The sequence below is a fragment of the Bradyrhizobium sp. Ghvi genome, assembly GCF_900115265.1.
GTDB lineage: Bacteria > Pseudomonadota > Alphaproteobacteria > Rhizobiales > Xanthobacteraceae > Bradyrhizobium.
The window spans coordinates 1-17144 of sequence record NZ_FOVU01000007.1 but is presented as its reverse complement, the minus strand read 5'-3'; the positions used below and the strand labels follow the sequence as shown (position 1 = coordinate 17144).

The 17144-nt window shown below is 61.4% G+C and carries 13 protein-coding genes; 8 read left to right on the top strand and 5 right to left on the bottom strand.

Features of this window, described 5'->3' with window-relative positions; all coding sequences use genetic code 11:
* Positions 1-2 precede the first annotated feature (2 nt).
* The 4 genes from BM374_RS24865 (at position 3) to BM374_RS39510 (ending at position 10262) form a co-directional block, all read left to right on the top strand.
* Positions 3-3287: a DUF499 family protein gene (locus BM374_RS24865; RefSeq protein ID WP_092298105.1), complete on the top strand. Its 3285-nt coding sequence runs from the start codon at positions 3-5 to the stop codon at positions 3285-3287.
* 227 nt (positions 3288-3514) lie between these two features.
* Complete coding sequence (locus tag BM374_RS24860; protein ID WP_092298102.1) at positions 3515-6802, top strand: PD-(D/E)XK nuclease family protein; 3288 nt, start codon at positions 3515-3517, stop codon at positions 6800-6802.
* Positions 6799-8124 (top strand): UvrD-helicase domain-containing protein, encoded by a 1326-nt coding sequence (locus BM374_RS39515; protein WP_283807089.1) that lies wholly within the window; start codon positions 6799-6801, stop codon positions 8122-8124. The genes BM374_RS24860 and BM374_RS39515 overlap by 4 nt, the downstream gene beginning before the upstream one ends.
* A complete protein-coding gene (locus BM374_RS39510; protein ID WP_349509999.1) occupies positions 8007-10262 on the top strand; it encodes a UvrD-helicase domain-containing protein in 2256 nt (751 codons plus the stop codon). Before BM374_RS39515 ends, BM374_RS39510 begins: the two co-directional genes overlap by 118 nt.
* Before the next feature lie 37 nt (positions 10263-10299).
* Here BM374_RS39510 and BM374_RS24850 read toward each other — a convergent pair whose 3' ends face one another.
* Genes BM374_RS24850 through BM374_RS24840 form a run of 3 tightly spaced genes read right to left on the bottom strand, consistent with a single transcriptional unit; the run spans position 10300 to position 11931 of the window.
* Entirely contained in the window at positions 10300-11037 is a 738-nt protein-coding gene (locus BM374_RS24850; protein ID WP_092298099.1) for an SOS response-associated peptidase, read from the bottom strand.
* A gap of 3 nt (positions 11038-11040) precedes the next feature.
* Complete coding sequence (locus tag BM374_RS24845) at positions 11041-11490, bottom strand: hypothetical protein (protein ID WP_092298096.1); 450 nt, start codon at positions 11488-11490, stop codon at positions 11041-11043.
* 45 nt (positions 11491-11535) lie between these two features.
* On the bottom strand, positions 11536-11931 hold the full coding sequence (locus BM374_RS24840; protein WP_177248518.1) for a hypothetical protein: 396 nt from the start codon (positions 11929-11931) through the stop codon (positions 11536-11538).
* A 144-nt stretch (positions 11932-12075) separates the two neighbouring features.
* Between BM374_RS24840 and ku the strand changes: the two genes are divergently transcribed.
* The 3 genes from ku to BM374_RS24820 all read left to right on the top strand — a co-directional run bounded on the left by ku (position 12076) and on the right by BM374_RS24820 (position 14260).
* The gene (ku, locus tag BM374_RS24835; RefSeq protein ID WP_092298093.1) at positions 12076-13008 is read left to right on the top strand and encodes a non-homologous end joining protein Ku; all 933 of its coding nucleotides are present in this window, start codon (positions 12076-12078) and stop codon (positions 13006-13008) included.
* A 287-nt stretch (positions 13009-13295) separates the two neighbouring features.
* Complete coding sequence (locus tag BM374_RS24825) at positions 13296-13799, top strand: NUDIX hydrolase (protein ID WP_092298087.1); 504 nt, start codon at positions 13296-13298, stop codon at positions 13797-13799.
* Positions 13796-14260, top strand: a complete 465-nt coding sequence (locus tag BM374_RS24820) for a metallophosphoesterase family protein (protein WP_092298084.1) — start codon at positions 13796-13798, stop codon at positions 14258-14260. Before BM374_RS24825 ends, BM374_RS24820 begins: the two co-directional genes overlap by 4 nt.
* 75 nt (positions 14261-14335) lie before the next feature.
* Here the strand turns inward: BM374_RS24820 and ligD are convergent, their stop codons facing one another.
* Positions 14336-15283, bottom strand: coding sequence for a non-homologous end-joining DNA ligase (ligD, locus tag BM374_RS24815; RefSeq protein WP_092298081.1), 948 nt, complete (start codon positions 15281-15283; stop codon positions 14336-14338).
* A 248-nt stretch (positions 15284-15531) separates the two neighbouring features.
* Here ligD and BM374_RS24810 point away from each other — a divergent pair, with 248 nt between their 5' ends.
* Positions 15532-15720, top strand: a complete 189-nt coding sequence (locus tag BM374_RS24810; protein ID WP_092298916.1) for a DUF3606 domain-containing protein — start codon at positions 15532-15534, stop codon at positions 15718-15720.
* 24 nt (positions 15721-15744) lie between these two features.
* Here BM374_RS24810 and BM374_RS24805 read toward each other — a convergent pair whose 3' ends face one another.
* Positions 15745-16023, bottom strand: coding sequence for a hypothetical protein (locus BM374_RS24805; RefSeq protein ID WP_092298913.1), 279 nt, complete (start codon positions 16021-16023; stop codon positions 15745-15747).
* Between the last annotated feature and the right edge of the window lie 1121 nt (positions 16024-17144).

Here is a 17144-nt window from a genome sequence, read left to right as displayed (position 1 = left end):
ACGTGGCCAAGAGTACGCGGCAATATGTTTTCGAAGGGATGGAGCTGCTTCCGGCGGCGCTCGTCCCCTTCGTCGAGAAGAGGCTCGAAAGCTCGCTCAAGGAGCGTTGGCAGGTCCAGGCGCTTGAAAAGCTGCCTAGCCTTCGCCCCAACAGCAACGGCGAAGTCGGCTGGGACCAGGCCGCGCTGTTTAATGTGATGGACCGATTTTGGAACGAGGCGTTCAGGGCGGTTCTTGGCCGCGCCGAGCGATCGTTGGTGAACGAGCTGGGCGACGTGCGCAACAAGCTCTCGCATAACGAGAGCTTTACCTATGACGACGCCGAACGCGCGCTCGACTCGATGCGCCGCCTGATGGAAGCAATTAGCGCCGGTGAGACGGCCGACCAGCTCTCCAAGATGCGCGACACCATCCTACGCACGAAATTCAGCGAGCTTCAACGAAACGAAGAGCGCAGGAAGACGCAACGTCTCGAAATTTCGGTCGAGACCGTGGCAGGCCTGCTCCCCTGGCGCGAGGTGGTCGAGCCGCACCAGGATGTTGCAACCGGCGAGTTTCAGCAAGCCGAGTTTGCGGCCGATCTCGCTAAGGTGCACTCAGGTAGCGCGCCAGCGGAGTATCGCGATCCGAAGCAGTTCTTCAGCCGCACCTATCTGACCGAGGGCCTGAGTGCGCTCCTGATAGGCGCCGCCAAGCGGCTTGCCGGCAACGGCGGCGATCCGGTGGTCGAACTGCAAACCAACTTCGGCGGCGGCAAGACCCACTCAATGCTCGCCCTCTATCACATGGCGGGCCCGACGGCAGTCAGCGATCTACCGGGGCTGGACCAGTTGCTGGAGAAGCATGGGGTAAGCGCGTCCAAGAGCATTAAGCGGGCCGTTCTCGTCGGCACATCGCGCGGGCCGCAAGACGTCCTTAGCGCCGACGGCGGTCGGAAGATTCGCACGACCTGGGGCGAGCTGGCTTGGCAGCTCGGCGGCGCCGAGGCTTTCGATATGATCGCCGAGAACGACGCCAGCGGCATCGCCCCAGGCTCCAACGTGCTCGAAGCGATCTTTAAGAAGTATGCACCGAGCCTGATCCTGATCGACGAATGGGTCGCCTATCTGCGCCAGATCTACAAGGTCGATGGGCTGCCGTCCGGCTCGTTCGATGCGAACCTTTCTTTCGTCCAGTCGCTCACCGAGGCGGTGAAGGCCAGCCCCCGGACGCTGCTGGTGGCCTCGCTGCCGGCGTCTCAGATCGAGGTCGGCGGCGAAGGCGGTCAGGAAGCTCTGGCCCGCCTGAAGCAGACCTTTAGCCGCGTCGAATCCTCATGGCGTCCGGCGAGCCAGGAGGAGAGCTATGAGATCGTTAGGCGGCGGCTGTTCAAGGAAATCCCGGGAGATAGGTTCCATCACCGCGACAATACGCTGAAACAGTTCGCCAAGCTCTACCGCGAGAATGCCAACGACTTCCCTCAGGGCTGCGCGGACGAAGACTATCGCCGTAAGCTGGAGAAAGCGTATCCGATCCACCCCGAGCTGTTCGACCAACTCTACACAACTTGGGGCTCGCTCGAAAAATTCCAGCGCACGCGAGGCGTGCTGCGGCTCATGGCGCAGGTCATCCACGAGCTTTGGATGAATGGCGATCCCTCCGTGATAATCATGCCGGGCAGCGTCGGAGTCAGCTCGCCACGCGTCGAGCCGGAGCTGTTGCACTATCTCGATGTAAGTTGGCAGTCGATCATCGCCGGCGATGTCGATGGCACGACGTCCACCCCCTACAAGATCGACCAGTCCGCGCCGAACCTGAACCGCTACTCGGCCACTAGGCGCGTTGCCCGCGCGGTCTTCATGGCAACAGCCCCAACTCACCAGCAGCAGAACACCGGGCTCGACGACCGGCAGATCAATCTCGGTGTCGTGCAGCCCGGCGAGCGGCCGTCGATCTTCGGAGATGCGCTCCGGCGGCTGACCAACCAGGCCAAGTTTATGCACGCCGATCTTGGCCGCTACTGGTACTCCATGTCGGCCAGCCTTAACCGCATCGCAGCGGATAAAGCGGCGCAGATCGAGGCGGCGTTGGTCGATGTGACGATCGACTCGGAGCTCGGAAAATATGTGAACGGTCTCGCAGACCGGGGGCACTTTGACACTCGGCAGGTCGCGCCAGCCTCGTCGGCCGAGGTGCCTGATGAAGCCGGCGGTGTACGGGCGGTAGTGCTGGGCGTCGCACATCCCCACAACGGGCGCGATAACTCGCAAGCGCTGTCCGAGGCAAGGGACATCCTGATGCAGCGCGGCAGCACGCCGCGCGTCTATCGCAACATGCTGGTGTTCATCGCTGCGGATGCGCGGCAGTTAGATAATCTGAGGGATGCCGTCAGAGGCGCTATCGCCTGGGGAGAAATTGTCCGTGACTCCGCGCGCCTCGATCTTCGAGACAGTGACAAGAAGCTCGCCGAAGCCAAGCTTTCGGAGACCAACGAAACGATGAAGACGCGCCTGAAAGAGGCGTGGTGCTACCTGCACTATCCGGCACAGGAGAGCGCCCAGGCCGACGTGGAGTGGGTGTCGGGCAAGATTCCGGCGCAGGATGGCCTGCTCGTCCGGGCGAGCAAGAAGCTTGTTGCAGAGGAAGGCTTGCTCACAGAGCTAGGCCCGGCACGGCTTGATCGCGAGCTCCAGAAATATATCTGGAATGGTAAGCCACACCTGTCGCTGAAGGACTTACGCGAGTACCTCAACCGTTACATCTATCTGCCGCGTCTGAAGAACCAAGAAGTCCTGATCAAGGCAGTGCAGGCGGCGGTCAGCGGCATGCTACCCGGCCCCTTCGCCTACGCTGAACGATGGGATGAGAAGACAGAGACTTATCTAGGGCTCGCGATCGAACGGGCAGCTAACGCGGCGGTGGTCATCGATGGCGACAGCATCATCATCAAGCCGGATATTGCGGAAGCGCACAGGCCGGCGGCGTCACAGCCCAAGACCGGAGGCACCCCCACGGGACTCGGCGACAACGTGCCGGAACCGTCTGCCGGCGAGCTGACGGCACCTCCCGCGGAAAAGAAACCGACGCGATTCTCAGGCGCCGTGATGATCTCGGCAGAGCGGCCGGCGAAGGACATTCATCAGATCGTCGAGGCGATTGTCGAGCAGCTGACCACACTGCCGAACAGCCAAGTAAAACTCCGGCTCGAGATCGAGGCGGAAGTCCCATCGGGGCTCGACCGAGCAAAGGTCCGAACGCTGATCGAGAACGCTAATACGCTCGGGTTCGTCGAAAAATCGATCGAGTAGAGAATGGAAGCGCGAGGAAGATGGTGACCGGCTTGCCGCTTCCCTATTTGGGGGAGCAGCTGAGCCACTGCCAAACCAGAAAGCGTTCCGCGACGAACCGCCAGATGCGGTTCGTCAGAAGGATGTGCCTCGCGATTAGGAGTGTCTGCCGATAACAGGTGCGCGTGCCCAATTTCGTTGATTGCTTCTGGAGCTCTTCGTATGTCCATGGATTTGGTCCTATCTAGATGAGCTTGCTTGCTGTCACTTCGGTCTCCAGTCGTCGCCGGTTAGAGCGCGCCCTCGTTTGGCTTGAGGCGCGCGAGCGAGATGAAGAACTCCTCGTAGTGGGCGCCACGGTCGACGCCGCCAATGAACTCGCGCGCCAGGTTGCCTCTCGAAGGGGCGCGGTATTCGGTTGGCATCGAATCAGTCTTTCGCAACTTGTCTCGATCGTGGCGGCTCAAGAGCTCGCGAGCCGGGGAGTGGTGCCGCTCACTAAAATTGGGGCGGACGCGATCTCGACGCGGCTGATCCACCGTTTGAGGGGCGAGCGAAAGCTCGGCCGGTATGCTTGCGTAAGCAACACGCCCGGCTTTCCGCGAGCGATAGCCGGCGTGGTGGCTGAGTTGCGTTCCGCCGGCGTCCGTTCGGCCGAGCTCGATGTCGTCGCTCCAGATTTGGCGCTGATCGTTCGCGAGTATGAACGCGAATTGGCGGAAGGCGGCTTTATTGATTGGTCCGGCACGCTCGAGCTCGCAACGAGTGCGATTGCTCGATTGGATCGGCATCGTCTCGTCGGACTACCAGCGCTGTTGTTCGACGTCGCGGTACGCACCGAAGCGGAGTTCGGATTTCTTTCCACATTCGTTTCCGCTGCTCAGGAAACGCTGGTAACGGTACCCGGAGGCGACGCGGAAACTCTGCATCAGTTTCGCGATCGATTGGGCTTCAAAACCCATGATCTGGATCTGACTGCCGGCGAACCGAACGACGCGCTGGCGCGGCTTCAACGTCATCTCTTCAACGAGAATGACAAGCCGCCGGAGATAGAGGGGGGCGATGAGATCGAGATATTCTCGGCGCCAGGGGAGGGGCGCGAATGCGTCGAGATCGCGCGCCGCATTCTACTGCTTGCTCGGGATGGTCTTCCGTTCGATCGGATGGCCGTTTTATTGCGGTCGGCCGATCTCTATCGTTCGCATCTCGCCGAAGCGTTTTCGCGGTCAGCGATCCCCGTTCATTTTGCGCGCGGTGCCGTGAGGCCGGAGCCCGCCGGGCGAGCGTTTTGCTGTTTGCTCGATTGTGCCAGCGAAGGTCTTTCGGCGCAAAGATTCGCCGAATACCTTTCGCTAGGCCAGGTGCCCGATGCGGTCGCGGGTGAACCTCCCGAGGCGCCGCTCCGGGGCGATTTGTGGGTCGCGCCTGACGCCGAGACCGCTCCGGCCTCGATTTTAGCTGGCACGAGCCACTCAACGACGGTGCCAGCGCAGAGCTCGGCTGTCTCGGAACCCTCGGATGGGCCCGTGCGGGATGGGCATCTCAGGGCGCCACGGCGATGGGAACGGCTGCTCGTCGAGGCTGCGGTCATAGGTGGAAGCAATCGTTGGCGGAGGCGACTTGACGGCTTCGCGAATGATCTGCGCCGTAGACTCGAGGCAACTGAAGGACTGGAGGAGGCGCGAGCCGCTGCGATCTCCCGTGAGTTGGACGACCTCACGGCGTTTTCCTGCTTTGCCCTCCCGCTCATCGATGAACTTGAAAACCTGCCGATCTCCGCGACCTGGCGAGAATGGCTCGACCGCTTGAGCGCCCTTGCGGCCCGAAGCCTCAGGCGGCCGCAGCGCGTGCTCGCCGTGCTGGCAGAGCTAGAGCCGATGGCGTCGGTGGGTCCGGTGACGTTAGACGAGATTCTTGCTGTCCTCAGAAGCCTTCTGTTGGAGGCGGCTGAGCCGCCGTCCTCGCAGCGGTACGGAAAGCTCTTTGTTGGAACCATTGAGTCGGCTCGAGGACTGAGCTTCGAGGCGGTTTTCGTCCCGGGCTTGGCGGAAAAGATGTTTCCCAAAAAAATCGTCGAGGAGCCGATCTTGCTCGATGTCGTCCGCGCGCAGCTCGGCAGCGGTCTGGCGACCAATCGGTCCCGACTCGACCAGGAGCGGCTTGCGCTGGTGCTTGCCGTGGGCGCGGCCGAACGGCGCATGTTTTTCTCCTACCCACGCGTCGATCTCGATCAATCGCGTCCGCGTGTTCCCTCGTTCTACGCGCTGGAAGCTGTGAGATCGGCGGAGGGCAGGCTGCCGGATTTCGCCGAACTTACGCGCCGAGCAGAGACGGTAGCTGCGAGCCGGCTCGGTTGGCCGGCACCGGACGATCCGAACGAGGCCATCGACGACGCGGAGCACGATCTCGCGGTCCTCGGCGGGCTGATGGGTATGACGGACGGGGGCGCGGGCCGCGCGCGCTATCTCTTGGGGGCCAATCCGTATCTCGCGCGAGCCTTGCGCAACCGCTATCAGCGATGGAATCGGGGCTGGACGGTCGCGGACGGGCTACTCAGTTCCTCGGCCGATGTCCGATCTCTGATGGCCAAGCACGCGCTCAACGCTCGTGGATATTCGCCGACTGCGCTGCAGACCTTCTCGCGCTGCCCATACAGCTTCTTTCTTCACGCCATTCAGAGAATCGCACCTCGTGATATCGCATTTGCGATCGACGATCTTAATCCGCTCCAGCGTGGCTCCCTGATTCATGACGTCCAGTTCGCCTTGTTCGCCCGCTTGACAGCGGAGAGGCTATTGCCCGTACGCCCGGGCAATCTCGAACGGGCGGGAGCCTTGCTCGAAGAGGTCATGGTAGAGGTGACCGATCGCTACGAGGACGAGTTAGCGCCGGCCATCGATCAGGTCTGGCAGAACGCCGTGACCGAAATCCGGGCCGATCTCCGCGAGTGGCTGCGACGGATGAGCGAGGATACGTCAGGCTTCGTTCCCAAGCATTTCGAACTCTCGTTCGGGCTCGCTTCGGGTGCCGACCGAGGCGAGGCAGACCCGAGATCAGTATCGGACGCTGTTCTGCTGGACTGCGGCATTCGGCTTCGCGGCTCGATCGATCTTGTGGAGCGCCATCCGAGCGGCTTGCTAAGAGTCGTCGATCACAAGACCGGAAGGAACGCCGTGGTGGGCGAGGTGGTCATAGACGGCGGGAAGTCGTTGCAACCCGTCTTGTACGCGCTAGCTGCGGAGAAAATATTCAAGGACGACAAGGTCTCCGAGGGGCGCCTGTACTTCTGCACTTCGACAGGTCAGTTTTCTGAGCAAATCGTTGCTCTCGACCAGCACGCGCGCGACGCTGCGCTCGATGTGGCGACCATCATCGGACGGGCCATCGAAAGACCGTTCCTCCCGGCGGCGCCCGCTGAAGGGCAGTGCGGGCACTGTGACTATCGGGCCGTTTGCGGTCCCTATGAGGAGATTCGTTCGGGACGAAAACCTCAAAGCGACCTTGACACGCTGAAGACGCTGAGGGCTTGGGAATGACCGAACTAGTTGACGCCAAGGCGCGCGATCGGATTCTCAGTGACTACGAAACGACCTTCTTCGTCGAAGCCGCGGCAGGGACGGGGAAGACGACGGTCTTAGTCGGCAGGATCGTCGGCCTGATCCGTAGCGGAAAAGGGACGTTGGCCCGCATCGTCGCGGTGACGTTTACGGAAAAGGCCGCGGGCGAAATGAAGCTGCGCCTTCGCCTTGAGCTCGAAAAGGCTCGGCTCCATGCCGGCCCGGCGGAGCGGAATCGCCTCGACAAAGCACTCGAAGAGCTTGAGCTCGCGCATATCGGAACGATCCATGCGTTCTGCGGGGACCTTTTGGGCGAACGGCCCGTGGAGGCAGGCATAGATCCTGCCTTCAAGATGCTCGATGACGCGGCGGCCGAGGCGATCGCGGATCAGACGTTCGAGCGATGGCTGCAAAGGATCCTGGCGGATCCCCCCGAGGGCCCGAGGAGAATCCTGCGAAGGAGGTCCGGCGGCGAGCCTCCGCACGAACAGCTCCGGATGGCGATGCACGCGCTGTGCAACCACCGTGATTTCGCGCAGGCTTGGCGGCGGGATGCGTTCGATCGCCAGAAGGCAATCGACGTTTTGCTCGACGAGTTGGCGGAAGTTGGCGAGCTGGCGTCCTTGAGCTCCTGGACGGACGACTATCTCGCGCGCAATCTGGCTGAAATCGCTTCCTTCGTCAGGGAGGCAACACGTCTCGAAGCTGTCCGCGGACGCGATTACGACGGACTTGAAGCGGATCTCCGCGACCTTGCCACGAACCGACGACGGTTCAAGGGTTGGGATCACAAGGGCGCTCCGAGGACGACATTCGGACGTCTGTCCCGCGACGAGGTCCTGGCGCGCCGGGACGGCGTGCGGACTAAGCTCAAGGCGTTTGTAGCCTCGAGTGACGCCGATCTTGCTCCTCTGGTGCACGACGCCCTGCAAGAGGCGATCGTGGACTATGAATCCTTGAAGTCGAAGACGGGCTCTCTCGACTTCCTGGACTTGCTGATCAAGATGCGCAATCTCGTCCGCAACGATGAGAAGGTCCGAAAGGAGCTGCAGGGCCGTTTCTCTCATTTCTTTGTCGACGAGTTTCAAGACACCGATCCGCTTCAGGCGGAAATTCTTATGTTGCTTGCCGCCGACGATCACGCGGTAACGGATTGGCGGGCTGTCGAGCCGTGCCCGGAAAGCTGTTCCTGGTCGGTGATCCGAAGCAGTCCATCTATCGGTTTCGACGCGCGGACGTCGCGCTGTACGCAGAAATCAAGAGGCTCCTGCTCGGCACAGGCGCTGAATTGCTTCATCTGACTACGAGCTTTCGCGCGACGCCGTCAATTCAGGCATTCATCAACTCGGCGTTCGCGCCCGCCATCGCCGCAGATGAAGAGGCTGACGGTTACGTTCCGCTGGAACAAGCGCGAGCCGAGGTGAGCGGCCGCCCGACGATCGTTGCACTGCCTGCCCCGCGACCCTACGGAGACTTCGGTAAAGTTACCGACTGGCGCATCAACGAGTCCTTGCCGGGCGTCGTGGGTGCTTTCGTTGATTGGTTAGTCAACGAAAGCGGATGGACGGTCGACGAGGCAGGCCAGGAAACTGCGATCCGACCTCGCCATATTGCCATTCTATTCCGCCGTTTCCGTAATTTCCGGACTGACGTGACGCGACCATATGTGCGCGAACTGGAAGCCCGACGCATACCTCACGTGCTGGTGGGCGGTCGGTCGTTCCATGACCGCGAGGAGGTCGTCGCGCTACGAAATGCTGTCACTGCGATCGAATGGCCGGACGATGAGCTCAAAGTGTTTGCGACTCTCCGGGGCCCCCTGTTCGCCTTGAGCGACGAGTCACTTCTCCTCTATCGCCAGTCAATCAATGAAGAAGGGAACCTGATAATTCGGCGGCTCGATCCAACGCGAGTTGCCGATCGCGCCACTCTCCGGCCGGCGGCGCTGGAGGTGGCCGACGCCCTTGATCTCCTTCGGCAACTTCACGCTGGCCGTAACAGCCGACCGATTGCGGAAACGTTGACGATGCTTTTGCAAGCAGTCCGGGCGCAGGCTGGCATTGCTCTTTGGCAAAATGGTGAACAGGCGCTCGCCAATTGCCAACGACTGATAGACACAGCCCGGCGATTTGAGCGAACCGCGTCCTCGTTCCGCGCGTTCGTCGAGAGCATCGAAATCGACGCCGAGCGTGGTGGAGTTGACGAAGCTCCTATCGTTGAGGAGGGGACTGAAGGCGTTCGCGTAATGACCGTGTTCAAGGCTAAAGGATTGGAGTTTCCTGTCGTGATTCTTGGCGATCCAACCTGTCCCTCCTCGCGCGATCGCCCAAGCCGACACATTGATGCCAGCCGTTCTATTTGGTTGGAGCAAATCTGCGGGGCGTCGCCAGTCGAACTTTTGGAAGCTAGTGATCTCGAGCTGAAGCGTGATCGGGCCGAAGCCGTGCGTGTAGCTTACGTCGCTGCGACGCGGGCCCGCGATCTTCTGGTCGTCCCGACCTGCGGCGATGAACCGATCGATGGATGGTTCGAAAGCCTCAACCCTCTTTTGTATCCGGCGGATGCGGCGCGCCGGACATCAGTTCCTGCGGCTGGATGCCCAACTTTCGGAGAAGAGAGCGTCCTCGACCGCGGTCCAAAGGGCAAACCGCCACTGTCCGGATCGGTGAGGCCGGGCCTGCATCTGCGGGAACCTGGCAACGTGCCGGTCACATGGTGGGACCCCGCTGCCCTCAATCTCCAGACCGAAGAATTGGCGCCGCTTCGCCATCAGAGACTTCTGGAAGTGGATCCCGGCGAGATTACTGCCACTGACAGCGTTCGGAGACATGATGCCTGGCAGGCGCAACGACTTACGATGTTGGCAAAATCATCGTTGCCAACATTGCGGACGCGAACAATCACTTCGTTGTCTCAAGACGGGGAAGCACAACAGCCGCGCGCTGAGGCCGTCGAGGTGCACGTGGTGGCACGGGATGGCACTGATCGTCCTGGGGGGCGACGCTTTGGAACACTTGTTCACGCTGTGCTGGCGTTGATCGACCTACAGTCGTCCAGTGTTGACCTAGCGGCGATCGCCACTGTTCAGGGCAAGATCGTCGGCGCGACGAAGGAAGAGATCGACGCAGCGGTTGCGACCGTCTCTCGTGCCAAGGCGCATCCCCTATTGCAACGAGCTGCGAACGCGGCGAAAGTCGGCCGATTGCGCCGGGAAATCCCGGTAATGCTAATGCAAGACGAAGTCCTCGTCGAAGGGGTCGTTGACCTCGCTTTTCGAGAGGATCTGCCCGATTTCGCCGGATGGATAGTGGTGGACTTCAAGACGGATCGGGAGCTTGCTGAGGCCCATGATCGTTACGTTCGGCAGGTGCAACTGTATTCGAGGGCAGTGAGTGCGTCGACCGGATTGCCGGCTCGCGGCGTGTTGCTGGCGATCTGATCAGCGTGTTGCGCCCGAGGGAGTGACGCCTCAACTTTCATGACCGTAACTCATCCGCCGAGGCGGCAGGATCTTCCTTCACGCCGCGGGCGACGATCCGGAGCGATCCATCCGGCAGCGGCCGCTGCAGTTTCAGCGCCGCCTCCGGCGGCGCCGTCATCCAGGCATCGACTTCTTCGGGCGTCATCAGGATTACAGGCATCGCCTTGGGGTGGATGGCGCCGACCTCGGCGTTCGGCTCCGTCGTGAGGAATGCGTAGAGGTCGTTGGTCGTCTCGCCTTCCTTGACCTTCCGGACCGACGTCCAGTTGGTCCAGATGCCGGCGAAGCAGGCGAGTGGACGTGTTTCATCGAGCGCGAACCAGATGTCGCCGCCCTCGGCCTTGTTGAATTCGCTGAAGGAATTGAATGGCACCACGCAACGGTTCTCGACGCCGAGCCAGCGCGCCCAGTGTTTGCTCTTGACATTGCGGATGTTGGTCGTTCCGCCGTCCGGCTCCATTCTGAGCAATTCCTTGAAATCGACCGTCTTGCCCTTGGCCTGCAGCTTTTCGGCCCGTTTCTTGGTGGCGTCCATCAACGCCTTCGATGACGATGGCATTCCCCACCGCGCCGTAGCGAGTTCGCGGCCCTCGGCCCCGTTCCGCACGATCGGCGCCATGTAATCGGGAAAAACCCCCGGCATCGGCGCCAGGTTGCCGACGTATCGGTTCACGACGCGAAACAGCGCGCTGATGGCAGCCTGATTGGTCGTGATCGAATAAAGATTGCACATCGGTCAGGATTCGGTTCGAGGGTGGCGCGGCTGCCACGTCAACTGTAGCAGAGTCGCGGATGGACGCCGGCCCGCCTTGGCGCATTTGCGGCAGCGCAGCCGGCTGGCGAGATCGTGCACGAAAGTAGCCGGCGGGTGCTTCATCGCCGCGAGGTCCACGTCGCTTGGCGTCTTGCAGCGCGCGCACCTGATCTCCAGCCAGGGGAAGCCTCCGTTCACGGCCTGATCGATGGTCGGCGACGGATCGATCGGTTCGCCGTCACTCCACATCCGCTCGTTCCAGCTTTCGCAAAGCAGCCTGTCGGCTTGCTGGATCATCGCCTCGCCCTTGGCCCGCATCTCCGCCGATTGGGTAGCAAGGATGTTAGCCATCGCGCGTGCCTTGCCGAGCTCTTTCGCCAGAGCCCTGCGATCGCCGCCCGACAGGGGCGTAGGGTGATACTTCGGGGCCATCCGGACATCCAGGCGCAAAGAGATCGGATCGGCAAATCCAGAGCACTACGGCGTCTCGAACGCTGGCCAGCACCCGTCTTCTTCATGCCTGCCAGTGCGCTGCTGGCAGGTGTTGTCGAGCAACCGCTGCGCCACGTCCTTCCAGAGCGCGTTGCCGCCATACAAGCGGACGGCATCGGCGGTCTGGATTTCCACGGTCCGCTCGCAGCGGCGGCATGAGACGCGCAGTACGTGACCCTTAATTTCCGAAAGGCGTCGCTGTCGGGCCTGGGCCAGGGTCGCGCCGGCGCGAGGATCTTGGAGGACCGATTCCCAATATTCGGCCGGGAGGGGAGCATCTGGACCCGCAGCGGACGGCGCTCGTCTACGATCGGCTTCAACGGCCAGTTTTTCCATCTGTTTCGGGGTCGGCATGCGCCAGCTCGCGGGTCGCTCGGTCATGCCTGAATTAGAACATAACAGGAACAAATGTCGAGTCCGACCAAGCCACCGCTGAGAAAAATCCTTCTGTGGGACAGGTCGCGATGTCGGAACCAAGCCCGGTCGTTCGTCTTGAATCCGGTATTAGTATCGGAGTTCCCCGGCATGGCCCCCCGCGCTAACTGGAAAGGCTTCCTGCGTCTTTCCCTCGTCACCTGTCCCGTCGCGCTTTATCCAGCCACCTCGGAATCCGAAAAGGTCTCGTTCAATCAGCTCAACCGAAAGACCGGTCACCGCATCAAATACGCCAAGGTCGATGCCGACACCGGCGAGGAAGTCGACAACGAGGATATCGTCAAGGGCTACAAGGTTGATACAGATACATTCATCGAAGTGACCAAGGAGGAGCTCGAGAACGTCGCGCTGGAATCGACGCGAACCATCGAGATCGACGAGTTCGTCGACCGCAGCGAGATCGATCCGCGATATCTCATCCGCCCCTACTACCTGCGTCCTGACGGTAAAGTCGGGCACGATGCCTTTGCCGTCATTCGAGAAACCATCCGCGAGATGAACAAGGTTGCAATCGGCCGCGTGGTGCTGACCAATCGCGAGCACATCATCGCGCTAGAGCCGCTCGACAAGGGGCTGATGGGTACGCTGCTACGCTATCCCTACGAAGTTCGATCCGCGGACGAGTATTTCGACGATATCCAGGATGTCAAAGTCACCAAGGACATGCTTGATCTTGCCAAGCACATCGTCAATCAGAAGGCGGCACATTTCGAGCCGGACAAGTTCGAAGACCAATACGAAACCGCCCTCATCGATCTCATCAATCAGAAGCGCGCCGGCAAACCCATCACCGCGAAAGCGCGTCCCCGCGGCGAGAACGTCGTGGACCTGATGGACGCGCTGCGAAAGAGCATCGGAAGAGAGGGCGCGTCCGCGACAGAGGCACCCAAGAAATCCGGAAAAAAGCCGCGCAAGGCGGCGGCCGGGCAGAAGGAAATGCTGATGCCGATCGCAGGCAAGAAGCCGGCGAAGGAGACCGCGGCGAAGAAGCCGGCAGCCAAACCGCAGCGGAAGTCGGCTTAGGTGTCGTGAAGCATCCGGTGACGCCGGACGGCCATTACCTCGTCGTCCGCGGCAGGCTTTGGCGAATGGGAAATCCCAATCTCGACGTGGTCACGCGAGATGCTCTCGTCGGCCGTCCAATGGCGGCCCGGCGGGTCGGCGCGCGCGCCAGGAAGGCGGCCGACCGCGAGGCCGAAGCAACGGTGCACAGGGCAGTGGACGGGCCAAGCAGGCGCTCGGCGAGCGCGGTCCGGCATGGTGGGGCGACGGCTCGCCGAATCTCGATTGCTCTGCAAAGCAGGAGCGATATGGCTGCGGTGAAAAAGACTTCCAGCAGATCGACCTGGAGCGCGGGCATTCTCGCATACCGCAAGGGCGCTCGTGGGCTCGAGGTACTGCTCGTTCATCCCGGCGGTCCGTTCTGGGGTAAGAAGGATGATGGCGCCTGGTCCATTCCAAAGGGCGAAATCGATGCCAATGATGCTCCGGAGCACGTCGCTCGACGCGAATTTGCCGAAGAACTCGGCCCAAGCGCTTCGATTGGCCCACTCAAGGCGCTAGGGGAAGTCCGACAGCGAGGAGGGAAGCGCGTCATCGCATTCGCCGGCGAGGGCCATTTTGACCCGGCGGCGCTGACCAGCAATAGGTTCGATATCGAATGGCCGCCCAGAAGCGGTCGACGCCAGAGTTTTCCCGAAGTCGACCGCGCGGAATGGTTTGATATCGAGATGGCGCGGACCAAGATGCTGTCCGCTCAGGTAGAGTTTCTCGATCGTCTACTGGCAATCGCGATTGAGAGCGCCGTCAAATGATGTTCAGGATTGGAATTATTTCGGACACGCACGGTCTGTTGAGGCCCGAGGCGGAACGAGGTCTGACGGGCGTCGATCACATCATCCATGCCGGCGACATCGGGCGCCCGGAGATCGTCGACGCGCTTCGCCGAATCGCGCCCGTCACGGCCATTCGTGGAAACGTGGATGGTGGCGAGTGGGCTCGCGACTACCCCGACACAAACCTTGTGCGCCTGGCGGGAAAGTCGATCTACGTTCTGCACGACTTGAAGACGCTGAAGGCCGATCCCGGTGGCGGCATCGACGTCATCGTCTCCGGGCATTCCCACGTGCCGAAGATCGACACGGTCGATAGCGTTCTCTATCTGAACCCCGGAAGCGCGGGACCTCGGCGTTTCAAGCTGCCGATCACGTTTGCGACGCTCGAACTTACGCCTGACGGCATGCGACCGGAAATCCACGACCTTGGAGGCGATTGAGTGCCCACTGCGGGGGGCCGGAGGAGGCGAGTGCGTCGATCCTTCCGTTTGCCGGGTTACTCCCGGAGGGAAGCGCTATTTGCGCGGACGTTCTCGCTCGCGCACGACCTCCTTCGCCCGCTTGTCGGACCTGAGCCCAAGGTAGACGGGCTGGCGCAGTTCGCCCTTGCCCGTCCACTCCGCGAATTTGACCTCGGCAACCAACGAGGGCCTGACCCAGGTCGTGGCGGCCTCGTCCTTCACTTTGGCAGGGAAGGGTGATTTCGGGGTCGTCAGCTTCACGAGCTTGGCATGGAGGTCTGCCAGGACCTTGTGGCTGAAGCCAGTGCCGACATGTCCGATATAGCGCCATGTGTCGTCTTCCCGCACGGCGAGGACCAGGGCGCCGAAGAATGGCCTGGTGCGCCTCGGCGCCGTGAAGCCCGCGATCACCACCTCCTGCCGCTTTGCTGTCTTGATCTTCAGCCAATCCGCCGTCCGGCTTCCGGACGCATACGCGCTGTTGGCGCGCTTCGCCATGATACCTTCCAGACCCTTCCGCTCGGCCTCGGCGAAGAATTTCGTGCCGTTCGCTTTGCGGTGACGGCTGAAGGCGATCAGCCGGTGGCTCGGCAGGATCGCTTTCAGCCTCTCCTTGCGCTCGAGCAGAGGCTGTTTGCGTAAGTCAACTGTGTCCTGAAACATGAGATCGAAGGCGCAATACAGGAGCTTCGCTTCATGACGGAGCGCGTTCTGAAGCAGCTGGAAATGCGAGACGCCGTCCTTTCCGATTGCGACGAGCTCGCCGTCGATCACGGCATCGCCCCTCACGCCCTCCAGCGCTTTGGCGACCTCGATATAGCTACGGCTGATGATCTTCCCGTTGCGGCTGTAGAGCGCAACCTTGCCCCGCCGGATTTCGGCAATCATCCGGAAGCCATCGTACTTATCCTCGAAAACCCAGCCGGAGTCATCGAATGGCGCGTCGGTGAGCGTAGCGAGCATCGGCTGTAAGCGTTTGGGCAGGGTCGACGTCCGGCTCATTCAAGGGCCAATCCTTCAGAGCGTGTTGCGTAATGCACGGACGGCACCTTTTCGCTCGAAGTGACAGGGCCGGTTCGATGAAGCCGGGGAAAGCGCCTTGACGCCGATAGCTGCCGGACTTTTTACGCGTGAAACGCCACTGAAGAACTCCACGCTTCAGCCGATTCAAATTGGCACAGTTCGAATCGTTCCGGAACCTGCGAATCCTTGTCGCGTTGCCTTCGATGTCACAACAGGAGGAGACATCCATGGCAGGAGCGAAGAAGAGCAAGACGGCGCGCGGACGAAAACAGGACCGGGCGCGGGTGGCCGGCGGGCAGGACTACGAAGTGCAGTACGAGGCAAAGAAGACTGGAAAGTCGGCGCAAGCGGTGAAAAAGGCCGTCAAGAAGGTCGGCAACGCGCGCAAGCGCGTAGAGAAACGGTTAGGCCGCTGACTCGGAGATCGGTCGGCGTCGGACCTAGCGCCGGTCCTCCTCGTCAGGGGGACATTCTGGGCAGGCATCACCAATCGAGTCCAGCACGTCGCGAAGCGCGGCTTCCGCTGCTTGACAGGATACGTCTGCTGGCGGATCTCGACGGGCGATATCGAAGGCTCGCTCTCGGGCATGCGGATCGGCCCGGTCCTGCATCCAACCGTGCTCCTCGCACTCGCGGATGGCGCCAGCTTCGTTCAGCACGTTGATCGCCCAACCGCGCAGGGTGCGGATCACTGGCCGTCTCTGCTTGGTCATCAGCATTGAAAGGTTCTCCCACGCTGAGACGAATCGTTTAGTCCCGCAGACGTTCCCCATCCCTAACACACGACTGGGATTCCGGATCGTGGGATCTCGTGGTCCTTCAAAGGTCGACTTTTCCAGCCGGCCAGATGCCAGGGTGGGCGAGAACGAACTGAAGAAACTGCTTTCCGATATTTCAGACGTCTTATCCGTTTTGCGCGTGCGGCTGTCGCCACACCGGGCTCTCGTGAACCGAGCCGCGCAGCGTCTCGGCCTTGCGGCTTCGATCCGTCGCGCACGAGCAGAGCATGCTCCTCGCGGTGCAGAAACGAAAAACCGGACCTTTATGCAGCAGCCACCTGCACAAAGGTCCGGCCTTATCTTAGCGTGCCGCGATACCGAACGGCTGCAAAGGACGCTTCATATCCTTTGGGAGGTCTCGCTTTTCATCCGGGTTGCGACCCGGAGGCGGCGATAGATCAGTAGCCGATACGACTACTTCTTTTTCTTTGAAGTCTTCTTTGCCACCTTCTTGGTAGCTGCCTTCGCGGTCTTCTTTGCCTTCTTCGCTTTCTTGGCCATGTCGTCCTCTGTAAGAATTGGCTCTCAGTGAACATGCCCACGCCGTGCATCGACATGCGCACGAGTGAGACGATATCACAAAAGCAAAATTGATACCAAGCAGACGTGAAGCCGCATTGAGTCGCTCGCCGGAGGCACTCGCCCTCGGGCCCGCCGTCATTGCATGCCGGCGTCGCTATCACTGCCCTTCGGGTCGGGTGCCTTGTTAACCGGTCTCGCCACTCACTCGGCCCTGGGTCCCGCCGCTGCGCGTCGGCGCTATGCTGACCCTCCTGCGAGTGCCTCTTTCGCCCCGTCCCGTCTTCGCTTTCACTCCACCCACAGGGCTCTCTTCCATAATTGCGAGACTCCTGTGAAAATGCTGGGCGGTTCTCGTATCGTTGCCTGCATCACGTTCGCTCAGGTTTTGGCGCGTGCGGCGAGAGCCGCACCGGGCTCTCGTGAACCGAGCCGCGCAGCGTCTCGGTAGGGTAGGCGCGGGACACCTCGTGAGAGGATATCCCTACGCCTCCCTCCAAACCGTGCGGGCACCTTTCAATGCACACGGCTTTCCGTACGCG

Bases quoted from the DNA above. Each gene is read 5' to 3' on its own strand.
- BM374_RS24860 (WP_092298102.1), top strand. From the start codon at position 3,515: ATGAGCTTGCTTGCTGTCACTTCGGTCTCCAGTCGTCGCCGGTTAGAG.
- BM374_RS39515 (WP_283807089.1), top strand. From the start codon at position 6,799: ATGACCGAACTAGTTGACGCCAAGGCGCGCGATCGGATTCTCAGTGAC.
- BM374_RS24850 (WP_092298099.1), bottom strand. From the start codon at position 11,037: ATGTGCAATCTTTATTCGATCACGACCAATCAGGCTGCCATCAGCGCG.
- BM374_RS24845 (WP_092298096.1), bottom strand. From the start codon at position 11,490: ATGGCCCCGAAGTATCACCCTACGCCCCTGTCGGGCGGCGATCGCAGG.
- BM374_RS24840 (WP_177248518.1), bottom strand. From the start codon at position 11,931: ATGACCGAGCGACCCGCGAGCTGGCGCATGCCGACCCCGAAACAGATG.
- ku (WP_092298093.1), top strand. From the start codon at position 12,076: ATGGCCCCCCGCGCTAACTGGAAAGGCTTCCTGCGTCTTTCCCTCGTC.
- BM374_RS24825 (WP_092298087.1), top strand. From the start codon at position 13,296: ATGGCTGCGGTGAAAAAGACTTCCAGCAGATCGACCTGGAGCGCGGGC.
- BM374_RS24820 (WP_092298084.1), top strand. From the start codon at position 13,796: ATGATGTTCAGGATTGGAATTATTTCGGACACGCACGGTCTGTTGAGG.
- ligD (WP_092298081.1), bottom strand. From the start codon at position 15,283: ATGAGCCGGACGTCGACCCTGCCCAAACGCTTACAGCCGATGCTCGCT.
- BM374_RS24810 (WP_092298916.1), top strand. From the start codon at position 15,532: ATGGCAGGAGCGAAGAAGAGCAAGACGGCGCGCGGACGAAAACAGGAC.
- BM374_RS24805 (WP_092298913.1), bottom strand. From the start codon at position 16,023: ATGCTGATGACCAAGCAGAGACGGCCAGTGATCCGCACCCTGCGCGGT.